The following is a 24698-nucleotide window of genomic DNA, read 5'->3' on the forward strand; positions in this document are numbered from 1 at the left end:
CGGGACGTCACCCTGCGGGACGTCGACCTGCGGAGGGTGCGGGGAGCCGCACCCTCCGGGCCAGCACCTGGCCGGGCCACGCGTGCTCCCCGACGGTGTACGTCTGCGTCGGGGTGAAGCCGTTGGCCTCGTAGTAGGCGACGAGTCTGCGGTCGTCGCCGGCGTAGCAGTCCACGCGGAGCAGATCGACGCCCGCCTGCCGGGTCGCCTCGGCCGCGTGGGCCAGCAGGGCGCTGCCGAGACCGTGGCCCTTGAAACGGCGGTCGGAGGCGAGCCAGTGGATGTACCGTTCGGGCTCGCCGGGCGGTGGGAGGTGGGCCAGATAGGCGCCGGGGGAGTCGGTGAGGGTGAGAGCGGCGGCCGGCACGCCGTCGGCCTCGGCGAGGAACACGTCGCCCTCGGTCATGTACCGGGTGACCGATTCCACCGTCCTGGTCTGCTTGGACAGGGGGGCCGTGCCCCACTGCCGGGTGCGCCCCTGTGAGACCAGCCACTCGACGCTGCTGTCGAGCATGCCGAGCATCACGGGAATGTCCGCCGGTCCGCCATCTCTGATCGTGATCCGCATGACGTCCATCATGGCGCGCGTGCGCCCGCTCCGGCCGGGAAAATCGGCGCCATGAGACTCTTCGCCGCCGTGCTCCCCCCGGACGACATCGCCGACGAACTCGCCGCCCGGACAGCCGTGTTGCGCGCACTGCCGGGCGCGGACGCGCTGCGCTGGACGGCCCGGTCCGGCTGGCACTTCACCCTCGCCTTCTACGGCGAGGTCGACGACGTCCTCCTCCCGGAGCTGTCGGCGCGGCTGGAGCGGGCCGCGCACCGGGGTGCGCCCTTCCCGCTGGCGGTGCGCGGCGGCGGACAGTTCGGGCACGGCCGGGCGCTGTGGGCCGGGGCCGCCGGAGACGTCCCGGCGCTGCGGCTGCTGGCCGACCGGGCGGAGGCGGCGGGCCGGAAGGCGGGCGTGGAGATGGGCGAGCACCGCCGCTACAAGGCGCACCTGACACTGGCCCGCAGCCGCGACGCCGTGGAGGTGCGGCCGTACCTCGAGGCGCTGGAGGCCTTCGAGGGCCGTGCCTGGACGGTGGGGGAGCTGGTGCTGGTGCGCAGCCGTCTCCCGGCCTCGGGGGCGCCGGGCGAGCAGCCCCGTTACGAGCCGGTCGGGCGCTGGGCGCTCGGCGGGGCCGGTTAGTCTCGACGCGTGGACCCGAAGACCCGGAACCGGATCATGGCCGTTGCCCTTGTGCTGATGTTCGTGGTGGTGGCGGTGGCGGCGGCGGTCGGCAGATAGCGCAAGCCGTCGCACCGACCGCCGCCGCGCCCTGCCCGCATGGGCGGACGGCCCCCGTCTCATGGGCTCGGCGCTGCCGGGCGAAGGCGTCTCCTGGGCTCGCCGCTACCAGGCGAAGGCCTCCGGGGACGGTCCCGGGCCGGGGAAGACCTCTTCCAGGCCGGCCAGCAGCTCCTCGCTCGGCTCCATCTCGACCGCGCGCAGCGCCGAGTCGAGCTGCCCGGCCGTGCGCGGGCCGACGATGGGGCCGGTCACGCCGGGCCGGGTGAGCAGCCAGGCCAGAGCCGCCTCGCCGGGCTCGACCCCGTGCTTTTCGAGGAGGTCCTCGTAGGCCTGGATCCGGGCGCGTGTCTTGGGGTCGGCGAGGGCGTCGGCGGCCCGTCCGGAGGCGCGGCGGCCGCCCTCGGCCTGCTTCTTGATCACCCCGCCGAGCAGCCCGCCGTGCAGCGGTGACCAGGGGATGACCCCGAGGCCGTAGTCCTGCGCGGCCGGGATGACCTCCATCTCGGCGCGGCGCTCGGCGAGGTTGTAGAGACACTGCTCGCTGACCAGGCCCATGCGGCCGTGCCGGGCGGCGGTCTCGTTGGCCTGGGCGATCTTGTAGCCGGGGAAGTTGGACGACCCGGCATAGAGGATCTTGCCCTGCTGGACCAGCACCTCGACGGCCTGCCAGAGCTCCTCGAAGGGAGTGCCACGGTCGATGTGGTGGAACTGGTAGAGGTCGATGTGGTCGGTGCCGAGCCGCTGCAGGCTCGCGTCGACGGCCCGCCGGATGTTCACCGCGGAGAGCTTGTCGTGGTTGGGCCAGGCGTCGCCGTCGGCGGACATGTTGCCGTAGACCTTGGTGGCGAGGACCACCTTGTCGCGCCGTCCGCCGCCCTTCGCGAACCAGCTGCCGATGATCTCCTCGGTACGGCCCTTGTTCTCGCCCCAGCCGTACACATTCGCGGTGTCGAAGAAGTTGATGCCCGCACCGAGCGCCGCGTCCATGATGGCGTGGCTGTCGGTCTCGTCGGTCTGCGGGCCGAAGTTCATGGTGCCGAGGACGAGGCGGCTGACCTTGAGTCCGGTACGTCCGAGCTGCGTGTACTTCATGGAGCACAAGCCAACGACCTGGAGTGCGCTCGATGCAAGGGGGGCGGGCCGAGCCGGAAGGGGACGGGGCGGAGTCGGGGGCGGCCGGGAGGACGGGCGGCCGGGCCGACGGTCGGGGTCGCGGGGGAACTCGCCGTTCCTGGGCCGGGCGCTCCTCGCCGGCCGCACCCGCTCGAGTGCCGCCGCACGGTACGACGGCACGGACGGCGACGGGGACGGGGCGCCGTCTCAGCCCGCGTACTCCCCGCCCAGTTCCCACCCCTGGTACATCGCCTCCGCGAAGGCCGAGGCCAGCTGGTGTTCGCCGGCGGCGTTGGGGTGGGTGCCGTCGTAGGTGTCCGTGTCGATGTCCCAGGTCGGCGGGACCGAGGCCAGCAGGATCGGGGAGGCCGGTTCGTCCAGGTCGGCGGCGGTCTTCGCCAGGAGCTCGTTGAAGCGGGCGACCTCGGCGGCAAAGGGCTCGTCGTTCGCGGCCCGGACGTTGTGGATGACCGGCAGCCACACCATGGCGATCCGGGGGTTCGCCGCGCGGGCCTCGGCGACGAAGGCGCGCGCGTTCTCCGCCGTCTGCTCGGCGTTCGTGTAGAAGCCCAGGTCGATCAGGCCGAGCGAGACCAGCAGGACGTCCGCCCGCGACCTGCGGACCGCCTCGCCGATCAGCGGGGTCATGTGGGCCCAGCCCTCGCCCCAGCCGGCCAGATGCCCGCGCGGGAAGTCGGGTTCGGCGTAGGCGTACGACGAGGGGCTCTCCGTCGCCTTGTCGTAGAGCGTCTCGCGGGGGCCGACCAGCGTGAAGGGGCCGCCGTACTCAGCGCACAGGTGCTGCCACAGGCGGTAGCGCCAGGTGTGCTCGCCCGTGCTGCCGATCGTCATCGAGTCGCCTACGGGCATGAACCTGAGCATCCGCTCATGATGAGGGATCCGGCGTGGATCACCGCGGGCGGGGGCGTGTGAGACCGGCCACGAACCGGTGAACCGCCGGGCGGGATGGCAGGCTTGGGGGCATGCGCCGACCTTTCGCCGTCCGAGCCGGAGCCCTGGTGACCGGAGCCCTGCTGCCCGGGGTCCTCCTCTCGGGAGCCCTCGCCGTGCTCGCGGGACCCGCCGCGTCCCCCGCGTCCGCGGCCGACGGCGACAAGGGATTCACCATCGAGGACCCGCGCATCACCGAGTCCAGCGGCCTCGCCGCCTCCCGGCAGCACCCGGGCGTCTACTGGACCCACAACGACAGCGACGACGGCCCCTACCTCTACGCCGTCGACAGCGCGACGGGCAGGACCGTCGCCCGGGTCACCCTCACCGGGATCGGCACGCCTCGTGACGTCGAGGCGATCTCCATCGGTCCGGACAACCAGATCTGGGTCGGCGACATCGGCGACAACCTCGGCGGCACCTGGAAGTACGTGTGGGTCTACCGGCTGCCCGAGCCGAAGAAGCTCGTCGACCAGACCGTCAGGGCCACGCAGTACGTCGTGAAGTACTCCGACGGCCCCCGCGACGCCGAGTCGCTCCTGGTGCATCCCAAGACCGGGCGCGTCTACATCATCGACAAGAAGGAGGACGGCGGGCACCTCTACGAGGGCCCGGCCACGCTCTCCGCCTCCGGGGCGAACGTCTTCCGGCCGATCGCCCCCGTCGACCTGTGGGCCACCGACGCCGCCTTCTCCCCGGACGGCTCACAGCTCGCTGTGCGCGGCTACTTCGGCGGCATCTCCTACGCCTGGAACGGCGGGAAGATCGAACGCGAGGGGCGGCTCGACGTGCCGCTGCAACGGCAGGGCGAGTCGGTCAGCTACTCCGCCGACGGCGACAAGCTCCTGTACGGCAGTGAGGGCTCCCACAGTCCCGTGGTGGCCGAGGACGCGCCCAAGAGTGCCTCGTCCGGCTCCAAGTCCGCTTCCGGGGGCGGGAGTTCCAGCGCCTCCGGCAAGGATGGCGGGTCCTCCGCGACGGGCGGCGTCAAGGTCGGCGCGCTGGCCGTGGTCGCGGTGTGCGCGGTCTTCTTCGGCCTCCGTCGGTTCCGGCGGCGCGGCTGAGCTCCACCGTCCGCGGGCGGCGCCGTTCCGGAGCCACCGCTGCCGTAGTCCTTGACGTGGTCATGGTGTGTCAGTTACCTGGGTGGTGCGCGGTGTATGGGAGCGCTCCCATATGTTCCGGGGCCGCGCCTCCCGAGAGGAAGCAGCGAGATGTTCCGCAGCTTGCGAAGAGTGCTGTGCGCTGTCGCCGCCGCGCTCCTGATACCCCTGGGCGCCGGCGCGCAGGCGGCCCATGCGGCCGATGCCGTCGTGGCCGACGCCGGCGCCGGTTACTGGCACACCAGCGGCCGGCAGATCCTCGACGCCGCCGGGCAGCCGGTCCGGGTCGCCGGGATCAACTGGTTCGGCTTCGAGACCGGCAACCACGTCGTGCACGGCCTCTGGTCGCGCGACTACAAGAGCATGATCGACCAGATGAAGTCGCTGGGTTACAACACGCTCCGCATCCCGTACAGCGACGACGTCTTCAAGTCCGGGACCGTCCCCAACAGCATCGACTTCTCCAGCGGCAAGAACGCCGACCTCCAGGGCCTCAACTCCCTGCAGGTGCTGGACAAGCTGGTCGCGTACGCAGGCCAGGACGGCCTGAAGGTCATCCTCGACCGGCACCGCCCGGACTCGGGCGGACAGTCGGCACTCTGGTACACGGCCGCCGTCCCCGAGTCGACCTGGATCGCCAACCTCAAGGCCATCGCCTCCCGTTACCTGGGGAAGGACACCGTCGTCGGCATCGATCTCCACAACGAGCCGCACGACCCGGCCTGTTGGGGCTGCGGGGACATGGCGACGGACTGGCGGCTCGCCGCGCAGCGCGCCGGCAACGCGGTCCTGTCCGTCAACCCGAGCCTGCTGATCTTCGTCGAGGGCGTGCAGACCTTCAACGGCGTCTCCGGCTGGTGGGGCGGCAACCTGATGGGCGTCGGCCAGTACCCGGTGCAGCTGAACGTGGCCGACCGGGTGGTCTACTCGGCCCACGACTACGCGACCAGCGTCGCCCAGCAGAGCTGGTTCAGCGACCCGGCGTTCCCCGCCAACATGCCGGGGATCTGGGACAAGTACTGGGGTTACATCTTCAAGCAGAACATCGCCCCCGTGTGGGTGGGCGAGTTCGGCACGACCCTGCAGTCCACGGTGGACCAGAAGTGGCTGGCGGCCCTGGTGACCTACCTGCGGCCGACGTCGACGTACGGCGCGGACTCCTTCCACTGGACCTTCTGGTCCTGGAACCCCAACTCCGGTGACACCGGCGGGATCCTGAAGGACGACTGGCAGAGCGTCGACACCGTGAAGGACGGCTACCTGGCGAGCGTCAAGGCCCCGGGCTTCCCGAGCAGCGGCGGCGGCGGCGGAGGGGGCGGCGGAGGGGGCGGTGGCGGTGGCGCGGCCGCCTGCGCCGCCTCGTTCACCGTCAGCAGCGACTGGGGCGGCGGCTTCAACGCCGAGGTGAAGGTGACCAACACCGGGACGGCCGCGCTCGGTTCGTGGAAGGTGAGCTGGACCTGGAGCGGCTCGCAGCAGATCACGAACATGTGGAACGCCTCGTACACCCAGAGCGGGGCCACCGTGACCGCGGTGAACGCCGCGCACAACGGCGCGGTTCCGGCCGGCGGCTCGACGAGCTTCGGCTTCGGGGGCGCGCCGGGCGGCGGGGCGGCGCCCAGTGTGAGCTGCTCGGCGGCGTGAGGGCGGGGTGCCCGGTGAACCGCTTGCCGGGCACCCGGCCGGAAGCGGCCGTGACGCAAATGAGTTCCCAATTTTCGGTCGAACAGGTCCTCGAGGCCGCACTTCTCCGGAAGGATCCCGCCAGGATCGCAAACCTTGCGGTCAGGCCGAACCACCCATGGTGTGAAGGAACTTCATGAGAAGAAGCACAGCCGTGCTGTGCGGCGCGACCGTCGTACTGGCCGGAACGCTCACGGCCGTTCCGGCCGAGGCCACCACCTCCCGGTCCGCACCGGCCGCCCAGGCGTCGAAGGTCACCTGGAAGAAGTGCGCCACGGAGGACTCCCCGACCCTGCAGTGCGCAACGGTCAAGGTGCCGCTCGACTACGCCAGGCCGCAGGGGCGGAAGATAACCCTCGCCCTGTCGCGTGTCCCGCACACCGCGCGGAAGTACCAGGGCCCGCTGCTGGTCAACCCCGGCGGCCCCGGCGGCAGCGGTCTGTCCCTCGCCGGGTTCGTCGCGTCCTCGCTCCCCAAGGCGGTCGCGTCCCAGTACGACGTCATCGGCTTCGACCCGCGAGGCGTGGGCGAGAGCAAGCCCGCCCTGGACTGCAAGCCGGGCTACTTCAACCCGGTCCGCCCGGACTCCGTGCCCCGCACCGCCGCGATCGAGAAGGCCAACCTCGCGCGCGCCAAGTCCTTCGCCAAGGCCTGCGGCACGAAGTACACGGACCTCCTGCCGTACATCAACACGGTCAGCGCCGTGAAGGACATGGACGCGATCCGCGCGGCGCTCGGCGCCCAGAAGATCAACTACTTCGGCTACTCGTACGGCACCTACCTGGGCCAGGTCTACGCCAAGCTCTTCCCGAGCCGGGTGCGCCGCCTGGTGCTGGACTCGATCGTCGACCCCGGCGGGGTCTGGTACGACGCCAACATCACGCAGGACTACGCCTTCGACGCCCGTCAGAAGGCGCTGATGGCGTGGATCGCCAAGTACGACGCCACGTACAAGCTCGGCACGGACCCGGCCAGGATCGAGGCCAAGTGGTACGCGATGCGGGCCGAACTCGCCAAGAAGCCGGCCGGCGGCAAGGTGGGCGCCTCCGAGCTCGAGGACACCTTCATCCCCGGCGGCTACTACAACGGCTACTGGCCCTCCCTCGCGGAGGCGTTCGCCGCCTACGTGAACGACAAGAACGCCACCCCGCTCGTCAAGGCGTACGAGGGCATGGCGGCCATCGACGCCTCCGGCGACAACGGCTACAGCGTCTACACCGCCGTGCAGTGCCGTGACGTGTCCTGGCCGCGCGACTGGAACCAGTGGCGCAAGGACAACTGGGCCGTGTACAAGAAGGCCCCCCTCATGGCCTGGAACAACGCCTGGTACAACGCGCCCTGTGCGTTCTGGCCCACCAGGACGATGAAGCCGGTGAACGTCGCCAACAGCAAGCTCCCGCCGGTGCTGCTGTTCCAGGCGACGAAGGACGCGGCCACCCCCTACCAGGGCGGCGTCGCCGTCCACCGCCTCCTCAAGCACTCCAGCCTGGTGGTCGAGAACGGCGGCGGCAACCACGGCATCACGCTGAGCGGCAACGCCTGTCTGGACGCGTACCTGGCGAAGTACCTGACCGACGGCACCGTGCCGCGCGGCAGCGGCGTGGCCGACGCGGTCTGCCAGAAGACCGCCGACCCGAAGCCGGCGGCCGCGACGCCGTCCGCCCTGGCCGCCGGTCGGCCGGCCGCCGCGGCCCCCGGCGACGCCCTGCACCGCCTGCTCGGCTCCCGCGGCTGACGGCCCGCCGCTGAACCGAGACGCGAAGGGGGCCCGGTGTTCACCGGGCCCCCTTCGTCGTCGTACCGAAGACGATTACAGGTTCTCGATCACGTAGTCGACGCACTTCGTGAGCGCCTCGACGTCCGCCGGGTCGATCGCCGGGAACATCGCGACGCGCAGCTGGTTGCGGCCGAGCTTGCGGTAGGGCTCGGTGTCGACGATGCCGTTGGCGCGCAGCACCTTGGCGACGGCGGCCGCGTCCACGTCGTCGCTGAAGTCGATCGTGCCGATGACCTGGGAGCGCTTGGCCGGGTCGGCGACGAACGGGTTCGCGTACTTGACGTCCTCGGCCCAGCCGTAGAGCGTGCGCGCGGAGGTGGCGGTGCGGCGCACCGACCAGTCCAGGCCGCCCTGGCCGTTGATCCACTCCAGCTGCTGGTTCAGCAGGAAGAGGGTGGCGAGGGCCGGGGTGTTGTACGTCTGGTTCTTGCGGGAGTTGTCGATCGCCGTCGGCAGGCTGAAGAACTCCGGCACGTGCCGGCCGGACGCGTGGATCCGCTCGGCGCGCTCGATCGCGGCCGGGGAGAACACGCCGATCCACAGGCCGCCGTCGGAGGCGAAGGACTTCTGCGGGGCGAAGTAGTAGACGTCCGTCTCGGCGATGTCGACCGGGAGGCCGCCGGCGCCGGACGTCGCGTCGACCAGGACGAGTGCGCCCTCGTCGGCGCCCTGGACCCGCTTGAGCGGGGCGGCGACGCCGGTGGAGGTCTCGTTGTGGGTGAACGCGTACACGTCCACGCCCGCCTCGGCCGCCGGCTCGGGGTGCGTGCCGGGGTCGGAGGAGATCACGGTGGGCTCGGCCAGCCAGGGGGCGAGCTTGGCGGCCTTGGCGAACTTGGAGCTGAACTCGCCGAACGTGAGGTGCTGCGACTTGTTCTCGATGAGGCCGTGGGTCGCGACGTCCCAGAACGCGGTGGAGCCGCCGTTGCCGAGGACGACCTCGTAGCCCTCGGGGAGGGAGAACAGCTCGGAGACGCCCTCGCGCACCTTGCCGACCAGGTTCTTCACCGGGGCCTGGCGGTGGGAGGTGCCGAGCAGGGACGTGCCGGTGGCGGCCAGGGCGTCCAGCGCCTCCACCCGCACCTTGGAGGGGCCCGCGCCGAATCGACCGTCGGCGGGCTTGATGTCAGCAGGAATCCGGATCTCAGCCACGGAAGCGAGGTTAGCCGGTGGGGGAAACCTGGGTGAAACCTCGTCCGTCGGGTGAGACGGGTTCGTGTCGCCCTCCGGGGGCGGATCCCGACGGGCTGTGGGCGCGCACGCATGCTGGTTTGCTGAACTCATGACGGATCTCGAGGCCGCTCTGCGCAGGGTCGTCCGGGGCGAGGTCGCGTTCGACGCGACCTCCCGCGCGCTCACCACCATGGACGCGTCCAACTACCGCCGGGTCCCGCTCGGGGTCGTCGCGCCCCGGGACGAGGACGACGTGGCGGCCGTGCTGGAGGTGTGCCGGGAGCGCGGGACGCCGGTCGTCGCGCGGGGCGGCGGGACGTCGGTCGCGGGACAGGCCACGGGGACCGGCGTGGTGCTGGACTTCACCCGGCACATGAACCGGCTGGTCTCGCTCGACCCCGAAGCGCGGACCGCGGTCGTGCAGCCGGGGCTGGTGCTCGACCGGCTCCAGGAGGCGGCTGCCCCGTACGGGCTGCGCTTCGGACCCGACCCGTCCACCCACAGCCGGTGCACGCTCGGCGGGATGATCGGCAACAACTCCTGCGGTTCCCACTCGGTGGCCTGGGGCACCACGGCGGACAGCGTGCGCGAGCTGCGGGTGGTCACCGCGCGTGGACGGCGGCTGCGGCCCGGGCGGGGGTGGGCGGGGGCGCCGGACGGCCTGCGCGCCCTGGTGGACGGGGACCTCGCCCTGCTGCGGACCGGCTTTCCCGAACTGCCCCGCCGTATCTCGGGGTACGCGCTGGACGCGCTGCTGCCGGAGAACGGCGCGGACGTCGCCCGCTCCTTCTGCGGGAGCGAAGGGACCCTGGGAGTGCTGACGGAGGCCGTCGTACGGCTCGTCGAGGCGCCCCGCGCGCGGGCGCTCGCGGTGCTCGGCTACGCGGACGAGGGCGCCGCCGCCGACGCGGCGGCCGGGCTGCTGCCGCTCGGGCCGCTCACCGTGGAGGGGATGGCCGCCGACCTGGTGCCGCCGGGGACGAGCGGGCTGCCGCGCGGCGGGGCCTGGCTGTTCGTCGAGGCGGGCGGCGCGTCGCGGGACGAGGCACACGCGCGTGCGCGGACGATCGTGCGCGCGGCGGACGTCGTGGACGCCCGGGTGGTGACGGACCCGGCGGGGCAGCGGGAGCTGTGGCGGATCCGGGAGGACGCGAGCGGCACGGCGACCCGGATCCCCGGGGACCCCTCCCGGCACCCCGGGGCCGGGGGAGCCGCCGAGGCCTGGCCGGGCTGGGAGGACTGCGCGGTGCCGCCGGCCCGGCTGGGCGCGTATCTGCGCGACTTCCGGGGGCTGCTCGCGGAACACGGCCTGCGGGGCGCCCCCTACGGGCACTTCGGGGACGGCTGCATCCACGTCCGCATCGACTTCGATCTGCTGACGCCGGCCGGCATCGGCCGTTTCCGCCGGTTCTCGCAGGAGGTGGCCGAGCTGGTCGTGGCGCACGGCGGCTCGCTCTCCGGCGAACACGGCGACGGACAGGCCAGGGCCGAGCTGCTGCCGCGGATGTACGGACCGGAGCTGGTCGCGCTGTTCGAGCGGGTGAAGGACGCCTGGGACCCGGACGGCGTGCTCAACCCGGGGATGCTGGTGCGGCCCGCGCCCCTCGACTCGAATCTGCGCTTCTCGGTCCTCCCGCGCGAGCCGGTGGACGTGGCCTTCGGGTACCCGTCCGACGGCGGTGACTTCTCGGCGGCAGTGCGGCGGTGCGTGGGAGTCGCCAAATGCCGTACGGCGACGGCGCCCGGGGCGGGGGTGATGTGCCCGTCGTTCCGGGTCACGGGCCGGGAGGAGCACTCCACGCGCGGGCGGGCCCGGCTGCTGCACGAGATGCTGGCCGGCGAGCTGGTGACCGACGGCTGGCGCTCCACGGAGGTCCGCGACGCGCTCGACCTGTGCCTGTCCTGCAAGGGCTGCCGCTCCGACTGCCCGGTCGAGGTCGACATGGCCACCTACAAGGCGGAGTTCCTGTACCACCACTACCGGGGCCGCCGCCGTCCCGCCGCGCACTACAGCATGGGCCGGCTGCCGGTGTGGCTGCGCTGGGTCAGCCGGTTGCGGGCGGCCGCCCTCGTCAACGCGCTCGCCTCGGTCGGCCCGCTGGCGGGCCTTGCCAAGCGGCTCGGCGGCATCGCGGCGGAACGGGACGTCCCGCGACTGGCACGGCGGACGTTCACCGGCTGGTGGCGCGCCCGGAACGCTGCCGTCCGGCCCGCTTCCGGGGCCGCCGGGGAGCCCGCTTCCGACGCCGCGTCGGGGGCCGCGCAGGGCGGCGGGCCGGTGGTGCTGTGGCCCGACACCTTCACCGAGCACCTCTCGCCGTCCGTGGGCCGGGCGGCCGTCCGGGTGCTGGAGGCGGCGGGACTGCGGGTGACGCTGCCGCCGACCTTGCGGATGCGGGGCAGGCCGGTGGGCGACGGCCGGTCGCGGAGCGCGTTCACGCTGCTCACGGCCCGCCGGGGCCGGGTCTGCTGCGGGCTGACGTACGTCTCCACCGGCCAGCTCGACCTCGCGCGCGGGGTGCTGCGCCGCACGCTCGACCTGATGGAGCCGGTGCTGGAGACGGCCGCCCCGGTCGTCGTCCTGGAGCCCAGCTGCGCGGCGGCCCTGCGCACCGATCTGCCGGAGCTGCTGCACGACGACCCGCGCGCGGCCCGGCTCGCCGCCCGCGTCCTCACCTTCGCCGAGGTCCTGGAGCGGCACGCCCCGGGCTGGATCCCGCCCCGGCTGGACCGTCCGGCGGTCGGGCAGACCCACTGCCACCAGCACGCGGTTCTGGGCGACGCGGCCGAGCGGCGGCTGCGCGAGGCGGCCGGGCTCACCGGTGAACTGAGCGGCGGGTGCTGCGGCCTGGCCGGTGACTTCGGTTTCGGGAGAGGCCGCTTCCAGGTGTCGGCGGCCTGCGCGCAGGAGCAGCTGCTGCCGGCCGTGCGGGACGCCCCGGAAGGGGCGGTGGTCCTGGCGGACGGGTACTCCTGCCGGACCCAGCTGGAACAGCTGGCGGGAGTGCGGGGGAACCACCTCGCGGAGGTGCTGGCAGCGGGACTGGCAGCGGGACCGGAGGACGCGGACGGGTCGACGCGCGCGTAGCAGTGGGCGGAACGACCGGCCGTCGCCCGGCGGCGCGGGTCTGCGGGGGGAGGCGGCGTCTCGCAGCCTGAGACGGTGGCCCAGACAGTGGCAAAATCAGTTCACACACCTGACGTAGTCCACTACCGTGGACTCTGCAGTACATCGTGCTGAACGAACCGAGTCGACCACCTGGACCGCCCGTGACCACCCCCGACGCAGCAGCGACCGCCGCCCCCGTCATCCCACCGCAGATCCGGTCCGACGCGGGAGCGGGCGGCCCCGGCCGCAGCGGCCGGTTCGGCTCCCTCGGTCCGGTCGGGCTGGTGCTCGCCGGAGGGGTCTCGGTGCAGTTCGGCGGCGCGCTGGCGGTGACGCTGATGCCGAGGGCGGGCGCCCTGGGCGTCGTCGCGCTGCGGCTGCTGGTGGCCGCGGTCGTGCTCCTGGTCGTCTGCCGGCCGCGCCTGCGCGGCCACTCCCGCGCCGACTGGGGCACGGTCGTCGCCTTCGGCGTCGCCATGTCCGCGATGAACGGCCTGTTCTATCAGGCGCTCGACCGCATCCCGCTGGGCGTGGCGGTCACGCTGGAGGTGCTCGGCCCCCTCGCCCTGTCGGTCGTCGCCTCGCGGCGCGCGCTGAACCTGGTCTGGGCCGCACTGGCGCTGGCGGGCGTCTTCCTCCTCAGCGGCGCGGGCAGTGGCGGTGGCCTGGGCGCCCTGGATCCGGTGGGCGTCGCGTTCGCGCTGGGCGCCGGCGTGATGTGGGCCGCGTACATCGTGTTCAGCGCCCGCACCGGCCGCCGGTTCCCGCAGGCGGACGGGCTGGCCCTGGCGATGGCGGTCGGCGCGTTGCTCTTCCTGCCCCTGGGGCTCGCGGAGTCGGGCGTCAAGCTGGCCGACCCCGTGACGCTCGGTCTGGGGGCGGGGGTGGCCGTGCTCTCCTCGGTCCTGCCCTACACCCTGGAGCTCCTCGCCCTTCGCCGCCTGCCGGCCTCCACCTTCGCGGTGATGATGAGCCTGGAGCCGGCCCTCGCCGCCACGGCCGGCTTCCTCGTCCTCGACCAGGCCCTGAGCACCGTCCAGGCCGCCGCGATCGCCTTGGTCGTCGCGGCGAGCATGGGCGCCGTCCGCACCCAGACCGCCCGCCCCAAAACGGCAACACCGGAGGCGTGACGGGGCCGCGGCCTGCGGCCTGCGGCTTGCGGCTTGCGGGCTGCGGCCTGCGGCTCGCGGCCTGCGGCCTCGCGGCGCCCCCGCCCCGCGTTCCCGCCCGTTCCCGGTGCATGAATTCATGCAAGCGTGCTTGATTGTTTCTCTGTCCGCTGCCATGCTCCACCTCATGGCCGACCCGACCCCCGTGCTCGACGACCTCCGTGCCGAAAGCGACGAACTCGACCGGCTGGTAGCCGAGTTGGGGCCGGAGCAATGGCGGCTTCCCACCCCCGCCCCCGGCTGGACCGTCGCCCACCAGATCGCGCACCTCGCCTGGACCGACCACTCCTCCGCGCTGGCCGTGACCGACCAGGACGCCTTCGCCCGCGAGGTCGAGAAGGCGCTGGCCGCGCCCGGGGACTTCGTCGACAACGGCGCCGAGGAGGGCGCGGCGAAGCCGCCCGCACAGCTGCTCGCCGACTGGCGGGCCGGACGCAGGGCCCTGGACGAGGCCCTGCGGGCGGCTCCGGCGGGAGCGCGTTTCCCTTGGTACGGGCCGCCCATGGCCGCCGCCTCGATGGCCACCGCACGGCTCATGGAGACCTGGGCGCACGGCCTGGACGTGGCGGACGCGCTGGGCGCGGTCCCCGTGCCCACCGACCGGCTCCGGCACATCGTCCGCCTCGGCGTGCGCACCCGCGACTTCGCCTTCGGGGTGCACGGGCTGCCCACGCCGTTCGAGGAGTTCCGCGTCGAACTGCGCGCTCCCTCGGGCGAGACGTGGACCTTCGGCCCCGAGGACGCCACGGACCGCGTCACCGGCCCCGCCCTCGACTTCTGCCTGCTGGTCACCCAGCGCGCCCACCGCGCCGACCTCGCCCTGCGGGCAGAGGGTCCCGACGCCGACCGCTGGCTGGACGTCGCCCAGGCCTTCGCCGGTCCGCCCGGCGAAGGCCGCCCGCCGAAGGGCCCGGAAGCGCGCGCGGACGCGAAGGGGCCGACGGGGGCGGGGTCGTGAGCGTGCTGCGCGTCGGCAACGCCTCGGGCTTCTACGGCGACCGCTTCGACGCCCTGCGCGAGATGCTCACCGGCGGCGAGCTCGACGTCCTCACCGGCGACTACCTCGCCGAGCTGACCATGCTCATCCTCGGGCGCGACCGGATGAAGGACCCCGCCGCCGGGTACGCCCGCACCTTCCTGCGCCAGCTGGAGGAGTCCCTCGGCCTCGCCCACGAGCGGGGCGTGCGGATCGTCACCAACGCGGGCGGTCTCAATCCGGCCGGACTCGCCGACGCCGTGCGGCAGTTGGCGGACCGGCTCGGCATCCCCGTACGCGTCGCGCACGTCGAGGGCGACGACCTCGGCCCCCGGTACCCCGGCAGTCTCACCGCCCACGCCTACCTCGGCGGGTTCGGCATCGCCGCGTGTCTGCGCGAGGGCGCGGACGTCGTCGTCACCGGGCGGGTCACCGACGCGGCCCTCGTGACCGGTCCGGCCGTCGCCCGCTTCGGCTGGGAGGCGACGCAGTACGACCGGCTCGCGGGCGCCGTCGTCGCCGGACACGTCCTGGAGTGCGGGGCGCAGGCCACCGGCGGCAACTACGCCTTCTTCACCGAAGGCGGGGCCCGGCGCGGTGGCGGCCACGGGGGCGGCCGCGACCTGCGGCGGCCCGGCTTCCCGCTCGCCGAGATCCACGACGACGGCAGCTGCGTCATCACCAAGCACCCCGGCACGGGCGGCTTCGTCGACGTCGGCACGGTGACCGCGCAGCTCCTGTACGAGACCGCCGGCGCCCGGTACGCCGGGCCCGACGTCACCGCCCGCCTGGACACCGTGCGTCTCGCCCAGGACGGCCCCGACCGGGTGCGGATCCAGGGTGTGCGCGGCGAGGCCCCGCCGCCGACCCTCAAGGTCGGCCGCACCCGCCTCGGCGGCTTCCGCAACGAAGTGGTCTTCGTGCTCACCGGTCTCGACATCGAGGCCAAGGCCGACCTCGTGCGGGAGCAGATGGCGGACGCCCTCGCCGAGTCCCGCCCCGCCGAGGTCCGTTGGGAGCTGTCCCGCACCGACCGGCCGGACGCCGACACCGAGGAGACGGCGAGCGCGCTGCTGCGGCTGGTCGTCCGCGACCCGGAACAGGCCGCCGTGGGACGGGCGTTGAGCGGGGCGGCGATCGAACTGGCCCTCGCCGGCTATCCCGGCTTCCATGTGCTCGCCCCGCCCGGGAAGGGCTCCCCTTATGGGGTGTTCGAGGCCGCGTACGTCCCGCAGGAGGACGTCGAGCATGTCGCCGTCCTCCACGACGGCCGGCGCGTCCCGGTCCCGCCGCCCGCCGCCGCGCGCGTCCTCGAACCGGCGGCGGAGCCGGACCTGCCCGAGCCGCCGCCCCCGGGGCCCGTGCGGCGCGCGCCCCTCGGGCTCGTCGCCGGAGCCCGCAGCGGCGACAAGGGCTCCGACGCCAACGTAGGGGTGTGGGCCCGCACCGACGCGGCCTGGCGCTGGCTCGCCCACGAGCTGACCGTCGAACGATTCCGGCAGCTCCTCCCGGAGACCCGGACCCTGACCGTCACCCGGCACGCCCTGCCCCGGCTGCGCGCCCTGAACTTCGTCGTCGAGGGCCTCCTCGGCGACGGCGTCGCCGCCCAGCACCGCTTCGACCCGCAGGCCAAGGCGCTCGGCGAATGGCTGCGCTCCCGCTGCCTGGACATCCCGGAGGCCCTGCTTTGACGGTCATCACGTCCGCCCTGGACATCCACGGCCCCGACTACCGTGCCCACCGCGAGGCCATGCTCGCCAAGCTGGCCGACCTCGACGCCGAGCACGCGAAGGCGCTCGCGGGAGGCGGGGAGAAGTACGTCGCCCGGCACCGCGCCCGCGGCAAGCTCCTCGCCCGTGAGCGCGTCGAGCTGCTCCTCGACCCCGACACGCCGTTCCTGGAACTCTCGCCGCTGGCCGCCTGGGGCAGCGCCTCCCCCGAGTACGCGGTCGGCGCGTCCCTCGTCACCGGCATCGGCGTCGTCGAGGGCGTCGAGTGCCTGATCACCGCGAACGACCCCACCGTGCGGGGCGGCGCCAGCAACCCGTGGTCGCTGAAGAAGGCCCTGCGGGCCAACGACATCGCCCTGGCCAACCGGCTGCCCTGCATCAGCCTGGTGGAGTCCGGCGGGGCCGACCTGCCCTCGCAGAAGGAGATCTTCATCCCGGGCGGCGCCGTCTTCCGCGACCTGACCCGGCTCTCCGCCGCGGGCGTCCCGACCGTCGCCGTGGTCTTCGGCAACTCGACCGCGGGAGGGGCGTACGTCCCCGGCATGTCCGACCACGTGATCATGGTCAAGGAGCGGGCGAAGGTGTTCCTGGGCGGGCCGCCGCTGGTGAAGATGGCCACCGGCGAGGAGAGCGACGACGAGTCGCTGGGCGGCGCGGAGATGCACGCGCGCGTGTCGGGTCTCGCCGACCACTTCGCCGTCGACGAACACGACGCCCTGCGCCAGGCGCGGCGCGTGGTGGCCCGCCTCAACCACCGCAAGGCCTACCGGGATCCCGGCCCGGCCCTCCCTCCGAAGTATGACGAGGAGGAGCTCCTGGGCATCGTCCCCGGAGACCTGCGCACCCCCTTCGACCCGCGCGAGGTGATCGCCCGGATCGTCGACGGCTCCGACTTCGACGAGTTCAAGCCCCTGTACGGCACGAGCCTCGTCACCGGCTGGGCCGCCCTGCACGGCTATCCGGTCGGGATCCTGGCCAACGCCCAGGGCGTGCTCTTCAGCCAGGAGTCCCAGAAGGCCGCGCAGTTCATCCAGCTCGCCAACCAGCGCGACATCCCGCTGCTCTTCCTGCACAACACCACCGGCTACATGGTCGGCAAGGAGTACGAGCAGGGCGGCATCATCAAGCACGGCGCGATGATGATCAACGCGGTGTCCAACTCGAGGGTCCCGCACCTGTCCGTGCTCATGGGCGCGTCGTACGGCGCCGGCCACTACGGCATGTGCGGGCGCGCCTACGACCCCCGGTTCCTCTTCGCCTGGCCGAGCGCCAAGTCGGCCGTGATGGGCCCGCAGCAGCTCGCCGGGGTCCTGTCCATCGTCGCCCGGCAGTCGGCCACCGCGAAGGGCCTGCCCTACGACGAGGAGGCCGACGCCGCCCTGCGCGCCATGGTGGAGCAGCAGATCGAGTCCGAGTCGCTGCCGATGTTCCTCTCGGGCCGGCTCTACGACGACGGCGTCATCGACCCGCGCGACACCCGCACCGTGCTCGGCCTGTGCCTGTCGGCCGTCCACACGGCTCCGTACGAGGGCGCCCGCGGCGGCTTCGGCGTCTTCCGGATGTGAGGCTCATGATTACTTCCGTTCTGGTGGCCAACCGCGGCGAGATCGCCTGCCGGGTCTTCCGGACCTGTCGCGAGGCGGGCATCCGCACCGTCGCCGTGCACTCGGACGCCGACGCAGGCGCCCTCCACACGCGGGTGGCCGACACGGCCGTGCGGCTGCCCGGCGCCACGCCCGCGGACACCTATCTGCGCGCCGACCTCGTGGTGAAGGCCGCCGTCGCGGCGGGCGCGGACGCCGTGCACCCCGGCTACGGCTTCCTCTCCGAGAACGCCGGCTTCGCGCGGGCCGTCCTGGACGCGGGCCTGGTCTGGATCGGGCCGCCGCCCGAGGCCATCGAGGCGATGGCCTCCAAGACCCGCGCCAAGCGGCTCATGGGCCTCGCGCCCCTGCCCCCGGACGAGGTGACGCAGGCCGACCTGCCGGTGCTGGTGAAGGCGGCCGCGGGCGGCGGAGGACGCGGGATGCGCGTCGTGCGCCGACCGGAGGAGCTGCGGGCCGCGCTGGAGGGCGCGCGCGCCGAGGCCGCGAGCGCCTTCGGCGACGGCGAGGTGTTCGTCGAGCCGTACGTCGAGAACGGCCGCCACGTCGAGGTGCAGATCCTCGCCGACACGCACGGCACCGTCTGGGCGCTGGGCACCCGCGACTGCTCGTTGCAGCGACGCCACCAGAAGGTCGTCGAGGAGGCGCCCGCGCCCGGACTGCCCGACGAGGTGGCCGACCGGCTGCGCACGCTGGCCGTGCGCGCCGCGCGCGCCGTGGACTACGTGGGCGCGGGCACCGTCGAGTTCCTCGTCGCCGACGGCCGGGCGCACTTCCTGGAGATGAACACCCGCCTCCAGGTCGAACACCCCGTCACCGAGGCGGTCTTCGGCCTCGACCTGGTGGCCGAACAGCTGCGGATCGCGGAGGGCGCGGCCCTGCCCGCCGAACCGCCGCCCGCGCGCGGGCACGCGATCGAGGCCCGCCTGTACGCCGAGGATCCCGCGGCCGACTGGACCCCGCAGACCGGAGTCCTGCACCGCCTGGCCGTCCCGGACGGCGTCCGCCTGGACACCGGCTACGCCGACGGCGACGAGATCGGCGTCCACTACGACCCGATGCTCGCCAAGGCGATCGCCCACGCCCCCACGCGCGCGGAGGCGATCCGCCGGCTGGCGGGTGCGCTGGAACGGGCGGCGGTCCACGGCCCGGTCACCAACCGCGACCTCCTCGTGCGCTCCCTGCGCCACGAGGAGTTCGCCTCGGCCCGCATGGACACCGGTTTCTACGAGCGTCACCTCGCCGAACTGACCGAGGCCGCCCCCGACCCGTACGCCCCGCTCGCGGCGGCCCTCGCCGAAGCGGCGGACACGGCCTCGCGCCGGGGCGTCGGCGGCTGGCGCAACCTGCCGTCCCAGCCGCAGACGAAGCGGTACGCGGTCGCGGGCGAGGAGTGCGAGGTCCGCTACCGCCACACCCGCACCGGCCTCACGGCCGAGGGCGTCCAGGTGGTGTCGGCCGCCGCCGACCTGGTCGTCCTGGAGATCGACGGCGTACGGCGCCGCTTCGACGTCGCCCGCTACGGCGACCGCGTCCACGTCAACGCCGACGCCCTGACCGCCCTGCCCCGTTTCCCCGACCCGCAGGCCCGGCACGCGCCGGGCTCCCTGCTGGCCCCGATGCCGGGCACGGTCGTCAGGCTCGCGGACGGACTCGTCACCGGATCGGGCGTCCGGGCGGGTGAACCGCTCCTCTGGCTCGAAGCGATGAAGATGCAACACGTCATCGCGGCTCCGGCGCAGGGCACGGTGACGGCGTTGCACGTGACCCGAGGGCAGCAAGTGGAGGTCGGCACGCTCCTGGCAGTGGTGGAGAGCGGCTGACGACGAAGGGGCGCGGGGCCGCATCGGCATGCGGCCGCGCCGCGTGAGCGGGACCAGCCACGACGAGCCGGCAGACGAAGGAGTCACCGTGACCACCCACATCGAGTCCGACGAGCACAAGGCGCTGCGAGCGGCGGTGTCGGCCTTCGCGAGGAGCCGCGCCCACGACGGCGACCACAGCGCCCTGTGGCAGGAGGCCGCCAAGCTCGGCTACATCGGCGTCAACCTGCCGCAGGAGTACGGCGGCGGAGGCGGCGGCATCGCCGAACTCTCGCTGATACTCGAAGAGTTGGGGGCCGCCGGGAACCCGCTTCTGATGATGATCGTCTCCCCGGCGATCTGCGGCACGGTCATCGCCCGCTTCGGCACGGACGCCCAGAAGCGGGAGTGGCTGCCCGCGCTGGCCGACGGCAGCCGCCTCATGGCGTTCGGCATCACCGAGCCCGACGCCGGCTCCAACAGCCACCGCATCACCACCACCGCCCGCCGTGACGGCGCGAGCGGCGACTGGCTGCTGACCGGCCGCAAGGTCTTCGTCTCCGGCGTCGACATCGCCGACGCCACCCTGATCGTCGGCCGCACGGAGGACGCCCGCACCGGTCGCCTCAAGCCCTGCCTGTTCATCGTCCCGCGCGACGCCCCCGGCTTCACCCGCCGCGCCATCGACATGGAACTCGACAGCGTGGAAAGGCAGTTCGAGCTGGCCCTGGACGACGTCCGGCTCCCCGCCGAAGCACTCGTCGGCGACGAGGACGCGGGTCTGCTGCAGCTGTTCGCCGGCCTCAACCCGGAGCGCGTCATGACGGCCGCCTTCGCGATCGGCATGGGCCGGCACGCCCTCGCGCGAGCCGTCGCGTACGCGCGTGAACGCACCGTCTGGAACGCCCCGATCGGCGCCCACCAGGCCATCGCCCATCCCCTCGCAGAGGCACACATCCAACTCGAGCTGGCCCGGCTGATGATGCAGAAGGCTGCCCACCTGTACGACGCGGGGGACGACGCCGGCGCGGGCGAGGCGGCCAACATGGCCAAGTACGCGGCGGGAGAGGCCTGTGTGAAGGCGGTCGACCAGGCGGTGCACACCCTCGGCGGCAACGGCCTCACGCGCGAGTTCGGGCTCGCCCGGCTGATAACGGCCTCCCGCGTGGCTCGCATCGCCCCGGTGAGCCGGGAGATGATTCTCAACTACGTCTCCCACCAGACCCTGGGCCTGCCCAAGTCGTACTAGGCCGCACATCCCCGTGCCAGGAGGAACCGTGTTCCGCAGCCCGTACGCAGACGTCCCGCCCGTCGACCTGCCCATCCACGACGCCGTGCTGGGCCGCGCAGCGGAGTTCGGCGAGCTCCCCGCGCTCGTCGACGGCACGGACGGCACCGCCCTCACCTACGACCAGGTGGACCGCTTCCACCGCAGGGTCGCCGCCGCGCTCGCCGAGGCGGGCGTCCGCAAGGGCGACGTGCTGGCCCTGCACAGCCCCAACACCGTCGCCTTCCCCGTCGCCTTCTACGGGGCCACGCGCGCGGGCGCCACCGTCACCACCGTGCACCCGCTCGCCACCGCCGAGGAGTTCGCCAAGCAGCTCGGCGACAGCGCCGCCCGCTGGATCGTCACCGTCTCCCCGCTGCTGGACACCGCCCGCCGCGCCGCCGAACTCGCCGGTGGCGTCCAGGAGATCCTCGTCTGCGACACCGCGCCCGGACACCGCTCGCTGATCGACATGCTCGCCTCCGACGCCCCCGAGCCCCAGGTGGACATCGACCCGGCACAGGACGTGGCGGTCCTGCCCTACTCCTCCGGCACCACCGGCGTTCCCAAGGGCGTCATGCTCACCCACCGCCAGATCGCCACCAACCTCGACCAGCTGCGGCCGGCGATCTCCGCCGGCCCCGGCGACCGCATCCTGGCCGTGCTGCCCTTCTTCCACATCTACGGCCTGACCGCCCTGATGAACGCGCCGCTGCGACAGGGCGCCACCGTCGTCGTACTGCCCCGCTTCGACCTGGAGACGTTCCTCGCGGCCGTCCAGAACCATCGCATCACCGCTCTGTACGTGGCCCCGCCGATCGTCCTCGCCCTCGCCAAGCACCCGTCCGTCGCCCGGTACGACCTGTCGTCCCTGCGGTACGTCGTCAGCGCGGCCGCACCGCTGGACGCCGGCCTCGCCGAGGCCTGCGCGAAGCGCCTCGGCCTGCCGCCCGTCGGCCAGGCCTACGGCATGACGGAACTGTCCCCGGGCACCCACGTCGTCCCGCTGGACGCCATGCGCGACGCCCCCGCCGGGACCGTCGGCAGACTCATCGCCGGCACCGAGATGCGGATCGTCGCCCTCGACGACCCCGACCGTGACCTCGACGTCGGCGAGGCGGGCGAGATCCTGATCCGCGGCCCCCAGGTCATGAAGGGCTATCTCGGCCGCCCCGAGGCCACCGCCGACATGATCGACGCCGACGGCTGGCTGCACACCGGCGACGTCGGACGCGTCGACGCCGACGGCTGGCTGTTCGTCGTCGACCGCGTCAAGGAGCTCATCAAGTACAAGGGCTTCCAGGTCGCCCCGGCCGAACTGGAGGCGTTGCTCCTCACCCACCCCGGCATAGCGGACGCCGCCGTCGTCGGCGTCTACAACGGCGACGGCAACGAGGTCCCCCACGCCTACGTCGTCCGCCAGCCCACCGCACCCGGCCTGTCCGAAGGAGAGGTCGCCATGTTCGTCGCCGAACGCGTCGCCCCCTACAAGCGCGTCCGCGAGGTCTCCTTCGTCGACGCGGTGCCGCGCGCCGCGTCCGGCAAGATCCTGCGCCGCCTGCTGCGGGAGCGCCCGTGACACCGGCGGAGACCTCCTCGGTCGGACAGTCCCGCGAGCGGGGCGTCCACACCCTCAGCCTCGACTCGCCCGCCACCCGCAACGCCCTGTCCTCGGCGCTGGTCGGGCGGCTCGCCGCATCGCTCGCCGACTGCGCCGAGGACGCCGACGTGCGCGCCGTCGTCCTCACCCACACCGGCGGCGTCTTCTGCGCGGGCGCCGACCTGCGCGACCCGCCCGACCCCGAGGCGTTCGTGGCGCTGCTGCGCCGGATCGTGGAGCTGCCCAAGCCGGTCGTCGCCCGCGTCGCCGGCCATGTCCGCGCAGGCGGCCTGGGACTGCTGGCCGCCTGCGATGTCACGGCCGCCGCCACCGGGTCGACCTTCGCCTTCACCGAGGTGCGCATCGGGGTGGCGCCGGCCGTGATCTCGCTGCCGCTGCTCCCGCGCACCGACCCGCGCGCCCTCGGCCGTTACTACCTCACCGGCGAGCGCTTCGACGCCGCGGAAGCCGCCCGCGTCGGCCTGCTCACCGACCACGGCGACGACGTCGACGCCGTCCTCGCCCCCGTCCTGGACGGTCTGCGCAGATCCGCCCCCCAGGGGCTGGCGGAGACGAAACGGCTGCTCACGGCTAGGGTGCTGGAGACATTCGACCGGGACGCCGCCGACCTCACCGCGCTCTCGGCCCGGCTGTTCTCCACCCCGCAGGCCCGCGAGGGGATGACGGCCTTCCTCGAACGACGGGATCCCGCATGGGTGCTGTGAGCGCAGTCGACCGCGACCGCCTCCCCAAGCAGGACCGCAGCCGGGCCACCCGGCAGCGGCTCCTGGAAGCCGCCGTGGCCGCCCTCGCCGAACACGGCTGGGCGGGCTCCACCGTCTCCGTCGTCGCCGAACGCGCCGGCGTCTCCCGCGGCGCCGCCCAGCACCACTTCCCCACCCGCGAGGACCTGTTCACCGCGGCCGTCGAATACGTCGCCGAGGAACGCTCCCGCGCGCTGCGCGCCCTGTTCCCCCAGGGTGCGGCGGGCGGCGCGGCGGGGGACCGGACCGCCGTCGTCGCCGCCCTCGTGGACCTGTACACCGGGCCCCTGTTCCGCGCCGCCCTGCATCTGTGGGTCGCCGCGTCCAACGAGGAGCAGCTGCGCCCCCGGGTGACGGAGCTGGAAGCCCGCGTCGGCCGCGAGACCCACCGGATCGCCGTGGAGCTGCTGGGCGCCGACGAGTCCGTGCCCGGCGTCCGCGAGAGCGTCCAGGGCCTGCTCGACATGGCCCGCGGCCTCGGCCTCGCCAACCTCCTCACCGACGACGGAGCCCGCCGGGAACGCGTGGTGGCGCAGTGGGCCGGCCTCCTGGACGAGAAGCTGCGCTGAGGGCGTCTTCGTGTCGTGGCGTCGTGGCGTCGGCACGTCGTCGAGCCGGTCACCGGGCCCCGCCGCTCGGGCGGCCGGACGCTCAGGGGCTGAGCCGCTCCACCCGCCAGCTCCCGTCCGGCTGCGCCACGTACCGCAGCCGGTCGTGCAGCCGGTTCAGACGGCCCTGCCAGAACTCCACCGACTCGGGCGCCACCCGGAAACCGCCCCAGTGCGGCGGCACGGGCACCTGCTCGCCCTCGGGATAGCGGGCCGCCAGCTCGGCGTACGAGGCGTCGAGGTCGGCCCGCGTGGCGATCACCGAGGACTGGGCGCTGGCCCACGCGCCGAGCTGCGAGCCGTGCGGCCGGGTGCGGAAGTAGGCGGCCGTCTCGTCGCGTCCGGTGCGCCGGGCCACGCCCCGCACGATGACCTGCCGGGCCATCGGATGCCACGGGAAGAGCAACGAGACGTACGGGTTCTCGGCGAGGTCGCGGGCCTTGCGGGAGTCGTAGTTGGTGTAGAAGACGAACCCCTGCTCGTCGAAGTGCTTCAGCAGCACCGTGCGCGAGCTGGGCCGGCCCTCGGCGTCCGCGGTGGCGACGACCATGGCGTTCGGCTCGAAGAGATGGGCCTCGACGGCCGCGTCCTTGAACCAGCGGGCGAACTGCTCCACGGGCGTGGCGGCCAGACCGGCCTCGGAGAGCCCCTCGGCCCGGTACTGCTTGCGCATGGCGGCGGGGTCGGGGAAGGACCCGGGGGAGACGGCGTCTGCGTCGGTCACCCGGCCATCTTGCCGCATGCCCCACCCACGCGGATCACCCGTCGGCGGCAACCCATCGGGTGGCACTGAGTGCCGCAACCACTCCCCAAAGGTGGCACTCGGGGATATGGTGCAGATGCCGTCCCCGTCGGGTGACCGCCCGCCCCACGGGGCATCAGTGGGATGACCGCCCAGGACCGCGAGTCCTTCCGAGGACCGCGGAACCAGGGGCGCCGCCCGTCCCGCACCCGCTGTCGCCCGCACGTCCCGTC

General features: G+C 73.3%; 19 protein-coding genes. 14 read left to right on the forward strand and 5 right to left on the reverse strand.

All coding sequences use genetic code 11. From position 1 onward, the window contains the following. Positions 1-7 precede the first annotated feature (7 nt). Positions 8-568, reverse strand: a complete 561-nt coding sequence (locus tag BG482_RS14795) for a GNAT family N-acetyltransferase (RefSeq protein WP_069769572.1) — start codon at positions 566-568, stop codon at positions 8-10. A 51-nt stretch (positions 569-619) separates the two neighbouring features. On the opposite strand from BG482_RS14795, the gene thpR reads away from it, so the two are divergent. Continuing rightward, positions 620-1192, forward strand: a complete 573-nt coding sequence (thpR, locus tag BG482_RS14800) for an RNA 2',3'-cyclic phosphodiesterase (RefSeq protein WP_069769477.1) — start codon at positions 620-622, stop codon at positions 1190-1192. 204 nt (positions 1193-1396) lie between these two features. Here the strand turns inward: thpR and BG482_RS14805 are convergent, their stop codons facing one another. Further along, a complete protein-coding gene (locus BG482_RS14805; protein WP_069769478.1) occupies positions 1397-2386 on the reverse strand; it encodes an aldo/keto reductase in 990 nt (329 codons plus the stop codon). Positions 2387-2614: 228 nt separating this feature from the next. After that, entirely contained in the window at positions 2615-3289 is a 675-nt protein-coding gene (locus BG482_RS14810) for an SGNH/GDSL hydrolase family protein (RefSeq protein WP_069769479.1), read from the reverse strand. Between the two features lie 101 nt (positions 3290-3390). Here BG482_RS14810 and BG482_RS14815 point away from each other — a divergent pair, with 101 nt between their 5' ends. The 3 genes from BG482_RS14815 (at position 3391) to BG482_RS14825 (ending at position 7879) form a co-directional block, all read left to right on the forward strand. Further along, complete coding sequence (locus BG482_RS14815) at positions 3391-4422, forward strand: hypothetical protein (protein WP_069769480.1); 1032 nt, start codon at positions 3391-3393, stop codon at positions 4420-4422. Between the two features lie 150 nt (positions 4423-4572). Next, positions 4573-6105 (forward strand): cellulase family glycosylhydrolase, encoded by a 1533-nt coding sequence (locus BG482_RS14820; protein ID WP_069769481.1) that lies wholly within the window; start codon positions 4573-4575, stop codon positions 6103-6105. A gap of 175 nt (positions 6106-6280) precedes the next feature. Next, complete coding sequence (locus BG482_RS14825; RefSeq protein WP_069769482.1) at positions 6281-7879, forward strand: alpha/beta hydrolase; 1599 nt, start codon at positions 6281-6283, stop codon at positions 7877-7879. Positions 7880-7954: 75 nt separating this feature from the next. On the opposite strand, the gene serC is transcribed toward BG482_RS14825, so the two are convergent. Beyond that, the gene (serC, locus tag BG482_RS14830) at positions 7955-9073 is read right to left on the reverse strand and encodes a phosphoserine transaminase (protein WP_069769483.1); all 1119 of its coding nucleotides are present in this window, start codon (positions 9071-9073) and stop codon (positions 7955-7957) included. A 130-nt stretch (positions 9074-9203) separates the two neighbouring features. On the opposite strand from serC, the gene BG482_RS14835 reads away from it, so the two are divergent. The 10 genes from BG482_RS14835 to BG482_RS14880 all read left to right on the forward strand — a co-directional run bounded on the left by BG482_RS14835 (position 9204) and on the right by BG482_RS14880 (position 23684). Further along, positions 9204-12182: an FAD-binding and (Fe-S)-binding domain-containing protein gene (locus BG482_RS14835; RefSeq protein WP_069769484.1), complete on the forward strand. Its 2979-nt coding sequence runs from the start codon at positions 9204-9206 to the stop codon at positions 12180-12182. A 182-nt stretch (positions 12183-12364) separates the two neighbouring features. Next, a complete protein-coding gene (locus BG482_RS14840; protein ID WP_079141824.1) occupies positions 12365-13333 on the forward strand; it encodes an EamA family transporter in 969 nt (322 codons plus the stop codon). 166 nt (positions 13334-13499) lie between these two features. Next, positions 13500-14330, forward strand: a complete 831-nt coding sequence (locus tag BG482_RS14845; RefSeq protein WP_069769574.1) for a TIGR03084 family metal-binding protein — start codon at positions 13500-13502, stop codon at positions 14328-14330. Further along, positions 14327-16039 carry an acyclic terpene utilization AtuA family protein gene (locus tag BG482_RS14850; RefSeq protein ID WP_069769485.1) on the forward strand — a complete coding sequence of 571 codons (1713 nt, stop codon included), beginning with the start codon at positions 14327-14329 and terminating at the stop codon, positions 16037-16039. The genes BG482_RS14845 and BG482_RS14850 overlap by 4 nt, the downstream gene beginning before the upstream one ends. Next, on the forward strand, positions 16036-17643 hold the full coding sequence (locus BG482_RS14855) for an acyl-CoA carboxylase subunit beta (protein WP_069769486.1): 1608 nt from the start codon (positions 16036-16038) through the stop codon (positions 17641-17643). Before BG482_RS14850 ends, BG482_RS14855 begins: the two co-directional genes overlap by 4 nt. Positions 17644-17648: 5 nt before the next feature. After that, entirely contained in the window at positions 17649-19505 is a 1857-nt protein-coding gene (locus BG482_RS14860; protein ID WP_069769487.1) for a biotin carboxylase N-terminal domain-containing protein, read from the forward strand. A gap of 88 nt (positions 19506-19593) precedes the next feature. After that, positions 19594-20733, forward strand: a complete 1140-nt coding sequence (locus BG482_RS14865) for an acyl-CoA dehydrogenase family protein (RefSeq protein WP_069769575.1) — start codon at positions 19594-19596, stop codon at positions 20731-20733. 28 nt (positions 20734-20761) lie between these two features. Continuing rightward, positions 20762-22330: a 4-coumarate--CoA ligase family protein gene (locus BG482_RS14870; protein WP_069769488.1), complete on the forward strand. Its 1569-nt coding sequence runs from the start codon at positions 20762-20764 to the stop codon at positions 22328-22330. Beyond that, positions 22327-23076 (forward strand): enoyl-CoA hydratase family protein, encoded by a 750-nt coding sequence (locus BG482_RS14875; RefSeq protein WP_069769489.1) that lies wholly within the window; start codon positions 22327-22329, stop codon positions 23074-23076. The genes BG482_RS14870 and BG482_RS14875 overlap by 4 nt, the downstream gene beginning before the upstream one ends. Then, positions 23064-23684 (forward strand): TetR/AcrR family transcriptional regulator, encoded by a 621-nt coding sequence (locus tag BG482_RS14880; protein WP_069769490.1) that lies wholly within the window; start codon positions 23064-23066, stop codon positions 23682-23684. Before BG482_RS14875 ends, BG482_RS14880 begins: the two co-directional genes overlap by 13 nt. Before the next feature lie 82 nt (positions 23685-23766). On the opposite strand, the gene pdxH is transcribed toward BG482_RS14880, so the two are convergent. Beyond that, positions 23767-24465 (reverse strand): pyridoxamine 5'-phosphate oxidase, encoded by a 699-nt coding sequence (gene pdxH / locus BG482_RS14885; RefSeq protein ID WP_107450567.1) that lies wholly within the window; start codon positions 24463-24465, stop codon positions 23767-23769. Positions 24466-24698: the final 233 nt, after the last annotated feature.

The sequence above is a fragment of the Streptomyces sp. LUP30 genome, assembly GCF_001746365.1.
GTDB lineage: Bacteria > Actinomycetota > Actinomycetes > Streptomycetales > Streptomycetaceae > Streptomyces.